A 4,849-nucleotide genomic window follows, 5' to 3' on the forward strand; every position below is an offset into this window, starting at 1 on the left:
TCGGCAAGGTCATTCAGCCCCTTACTGGTCTCCACCTGATTTCGTCGCAGCTCCCGCACTTCTTCTTCTAATCGGGTCAGCCGAAACTCGTACCGTTCAACGGTCATTAACATCACCATATCGCCCGTCTGGACTGTCAAACCTAGACCAAAACAGGAGAAATACAAATGCCATGGGCAACATCCAGTCAATCCATATCCCGATGCAGCAGGGTGTCTTTTACCGGAACGGATACAGCTGGTGAGGCCTGATCGTTACCACACAGAGTGTGGGAGTGAGAAAGGATGCGTATGTCAGGTAGGCTCGACGACAATCGTCACGGTATCGGTATAAACACCGGCTGATGCATTATTTAATTCTTTGCCGGGTATACGAACCCGAAGTTGCATATTATTTTGTGTGTAATCCTGACAGTCCTGACTGCTGGATCCAGACCATTGATAATGACCTCGTTCCCATGCTCTGCGTGGGAATGCATACCGCACCCACCACAAACGAAGCAGTCAGCGTGAAGCTCCGGCGCACCCGGGCAGTGTGAGGTTGTCCCTCGTTCTACGCACCCCATGGCAATTCAGGCTGCGGACTATCGGATAGTCCCGCGGTAGAGGGCGAGTGCCGTATGCATTCCCACGCGGAGCGTGGGAACGAGGAACAATGCCATACCTTGATGGTTGCATGGCGGTTGGTTTACGAGTCGGTTCGCAAGCGAACCGACCTACCTGGCTACATGGGGAAAATTATGGGTGTCCTATTTCTGCTCTATTTCTGCTCTGTGGGACATGGCGAGTGGCGTATGCATTCCCACGCGGAACGTGGGAGCGAGGAAAAGAAGAGATTATATTGGTCACCCTTTATAGCAAGTCTGATCAATCGGATATACAAGCAGAGCAAGTCCAGAACATTATTAACCGATACCAGTCTGAATGACTCAAATACCTGATATCGGAAAGTTGTCATCACCCCATATATTCATAACCGCATGGCATTCCAGCCAGTACACAGGGCTGGGTATGTAAAGGTTTTTGTTACAAACAATCAACTACCGTACCGAATACCGAATAAAAGGAAAAACGAATAAAAGGACAAATATCAATTTGAATTACATGGGATAATTTGTGGATGTCCTATTTCCTTTCCTATTTCCTTCTATTTCCTTCTATTTCCTTTCTATGGGTATCCTATTTCTGCTTCCTATTTCTGCTGGCTGTCCTATTTCCTTTTCGAATACGCAGCCCATTTTTAGCAGCTATTATTGTAGCAATCTGACCTCCCATCTTTCCGTGGATTTCTCCGTAGCAATCATCTATGAGTTCTAGGATTTTGTCGTATTCCATCAATCCACCTGTCACAGGATTATTGATCCTTATATGTCTGTCGTTTTTTTTTATAAACCAGAATATTCTGGCTGAAGGCAGTAGTGACTGTCAGGGTACGATTCAGGATATTGAGGATGGTGATGATTATGATGATGATGATGATGATTATTCAGGCTGGGCGATTGTCACAAAAAGGCTGTGTAATACCCATGCATTGCCGGAATGGTCGATCAACAGTGGTAATATTGCCTTTTCCAGCAAACAGTTTTGTATCATCGCTTACGATGGCTTGCATATCGCCGAGGCAGGTAACTGTATCAAAGAGAGAGAAATGAAAAAACCTGGTGTGAAACTGGGCGAAACCAAAGACGGCAGTGGTGACCATTTTTATTTAACCGCAGGTAATGAGCAACTGCCGGTGAAGATTGCCCTGAAAAGGGTTGATGGTGCCAACAGTTACCCCCTGTCACCGGGCGTTGAGACCATTCTGCAGAAAGCGGATGATAAATGCACCTGTAGCCGTAATGAGTACACTCTGGATATTTCGGTGAAAAGCAATGATGTGTTGAATAGTCAGATTTCTGGCCGTCAGTTCACCGGTGAGTTTACCCTTAAGGTTTGGAATAGTCAGAAAACCAAATACAGTATAGAGCCTCAGGTGCTCAGGATCATTCTGGACATTACTCCGGCCATCCGGATCAGCGGCCTGCAGGATATGACTCTCGCAGCCAGTAATGGCAGCGCCCACGGCAGCAGACCGTTCTGTGTATTTGCCGTTGGCACCGCTACCTTTTCCCTGTTGCCCGACAGCCTGAATGGTCAGTCAATCTGGGGTGGGGTGAAAAAGGATTTCAGGCTCAACAGTGCCGGCAATACCCTGAATTACCAAATAACCCTCAGTGACGGATTTATTGATATGTCTCCGATAGGCAGCGTATGGCCGGGGCAGCCAACCACCGGCTGGACGCCGTCCAAATCCCCTGACTGTCTCAGTGGGAATAATATGACCATTGCCGTCGATGTAGCCGATACCAGTGGCCCGGCCGGGGTTTACACCGACACGATGACATTAACGGTGGCGCCAGAGTAGTGGGTTTATCTTGTTCCAAAGGTTTTGTGGGAATGCATACGGAACTTGTTGTTTGCGGCAGGGCTATCTGATGGTCCGCAGTCTGAATTGCCAGGCAATAACGAGTGCGAACAAGGGATAACCTCACTCTGCCTGGGTGGTGCCGGAGTTTCACGCGAGCTGTTTTGTTTGTGGTGAGTGCAGTATGCATTCCCACGCGGAGCGTGGGAACGAGGTCATACCATGACGTTGACGGTTACTCCGGAGTAGCGGGTTTGATCTCGTTGTCTCGTTCCCATGGCCCCCCCGTGGGAATGCATACGTAACTTGCTGTATATCGCTGGACTTTCTGATAGTTCGTAGGTCGGTTCCCCGTTCAGGGGAGCCGACGAATGAGTCTGGCGATAACACCAGACCCTTATGGATGTAGGGCGGTTGGTTCACGAGTCGGCTCGCAAGCGAACCGACCTACGTCGAGATTAAGCCGACCTACCTGGCTACGGACTATCGGATAGTCCGTGGCGCATGGCGAGTGCCGTATGCATTCCCACGCGGAGCGTGGGAACGAGGTATTCTTATATGTCTGTCGTTTTTTTTATAAACCAGAATATTCTGGCTGAAGGCAGTAGTGACTGTCAGGGCACGATTCAGGATATGACCTCGTTCCCACGCTCTGCGTGGGAATGCATACCGCACCCACCACAAACGAAACAGTCAGCGTGAAGCTCTGGCGCATCCGGGCAGTGTGAGGTTGTACTTCGTTCTCACGCATTCCATGGCAATTCAGGCTACGGACTATCGGATAGTCCGCGGCGCATGGCGAGTGCCGTATGCATTGCATTCCCACGCGGAGCGTGGGAACGAGGAAATAAATTCTACGTTTGGGAAAACAGTCATTATTATCGACCCACTCCACTGTCATCCTGTACAGGGATTGTACAGGATCCATCCACAGGGAGGTGACTGCCGATAGTTGGCTTTTATGCCTTTAAGCTCTGTGGAACCTGTGGGTAATCCCTGTACACAATGACAGCGGAGAACGCAGCCGGAACTGTTTACAGTTCTATTCCCCAAGTGCCTCAATCTACTGGCAAATGAGTAATTTACTTCGGGACAGATCCTTAATTCGGTCTTACTGTCAGGGTCATGGTATCGCTGTAAACCCCCGCAGAAACGCTATCGGTATTGGCGACATTAACCGTCAGGGTCATATTTTCAGCTCTGTGGTCTGAGCAGAGGTATTGGTTGCTGGGTTTCCAGCCTCTGATTGGATTTTTGTTGCCCGCATAGTTTTCTACTTTGCTATTACTGTCTTCAACCTTCATGGAGTAACTTAACGTTTCATCGTTACTGTTTATTAACTTGAACGATTCTCCGTTCCCCTCTTCACTGTTGGCGCGCAATGAGAAACGTTCCGTTCCCAAAGCAAACACGCAAAAATTCTGTGAAGCACTGGCGCTACCGTTATTTTCTACCAGCTGCATATCCTCAAGGCCGCTGATCTGAATACCGGTTGCCAGGGTCAGGGTTATCTGGAAGCCAACAGAGCCGTTCAAACTTCCCAATTCATGAAAACCATTAAGCCTGAAATTACCCACTGCGCTGTTGGTGGTGATGCCACTTTTTAAAATCTTATCCTTACTAACTGTGATTATAAGGTTATATTGATTTTCGGTATCAGCGCAGACGCATTTACCGTCTGTATAAGGTAAATCAATGGTTTGGCCCGGGTAAAAGTCATCCGGCTGGCCTTCCAGTTTAATCGTGACGGGTATCTTGCCACCCAGCATAAATTTACCATTGCTGGTGTCGTCGGGATCGGCACCGGTGATGTTGATAGAGGCGTCGTACATGATGCGTTCATCGTCGTCATCGCCGCATTTGGTCGCCGTATCTGATCCTTTATAAGCAATCAGGCAGAAGTTACCACCGGTGAAGGCTGCTTCATTTTTATCCAGTGACCAATCGAGGTCGTAACCTTCGCAGAATTTTTTGACTTTGACGCCCAGGCCGCCACTGTTCTCCAGAAAGCTACCAGAACAATTGGCAAGCTGTGCAAAAGCGGGCAAGGTAAACAGCATCATCAGGCAAGGGAGAATGATTAGACGAGGCGGTGAATATTTTCTTGTCATGATGGCTACTGCCTGAAAAATAGTCTTGGGTTAAGTGGCATTATTTTCGGATATCATCCCGCCTGGTAATGGCCAGCTGGCCTTCCAGAAGTGGAGCGCACTGGGCATCGGAAAGATCCATTGTGCCCATTTGTAATACATACCCTGCTTCCAGCGGGGCCACTGGTAGCTGACAGAGCCAGCCGTTGTCCAATTCTACCTGAAGTGTGCCGATATCCGAACGGGTTTCCAGCTGGAACATGCCGATATCGTCGGTGCTGCCCGGGTAAAGGCCGCCATTGATGCGCGCGCCTTCCAACGGTTCACCATTAAACAGTAGTCGTCCAAATAGC

Annotated in this window: 3 protein-coding genes; 1 reads left to right on the forward strand and 2 read right to left on the reverse strand. The window is 49.0% G+C overall.

The window, feature by feature from the left end; genetic code table 11:
* The first annotated feature begins 1,305 nt into the window (after positions 1-1,305).
* Positions 1,306-2,406 (forward strand): hypothetical protein, encoded by a 1,101-nt coding sequence (locus RM811_RS07920; RefSeq protein WP_402522660.1) that lies wholly within the window; start codon positions 1,306-1,308, stop codon positions 2,404-2,406.
* 1,100 nt (positions 2,407-3,506) lie between these two features.
* Here RM811_RS07920 and RM811_RS07925 read toward each other — a convergent pair.
* Positions 3,507-4,517: a hypothetical protein gene (locus RM811_RS07925; RefSeq protein ID WP_402522663.1), complete on the reverse strand. Its 1,011-nt coding sequence runs from the start codon at positions 4,515-4,517 to the stop codon at positions 3,507-3,509.
* Positions 4,518-4,557: 40 nt separating this feature from the next.
* Positions 4,558-4,849: hypothetical protein (locus RM811_RS07930; protein ID WP_402522665.1), on the reverse strand; the 292-nt coding region annotated here is incomplete at its 5' end.

Source organism: Endozoicomonas sp. (genome assembly GCF_031844845.1).
Classification (GTDB): Bacteria; Pseudomonadota; Gammaproteobacteria; order Pseudomonadales; family Endozoicomonadaceae; genus Endozoicomonas.

What these genes read in the sequence shown, in the direction of transcription:
- RM811_RS07920 (WP_402522660.1), top strand. Translation starts at nt 1,306, where the DNA reads ATGAGTTCTAGGATTTTGTCGTATTCCATCAATCCACCTGTCACAGGA.
- RM811_RS07925 (WP_402522663.1), bottom strand. Translation starts at nt 4,517, where the DNA reads ATGACAAGAAAATATTCACCGCCTCGTCTAATCATTCTCCCTTGCCTG.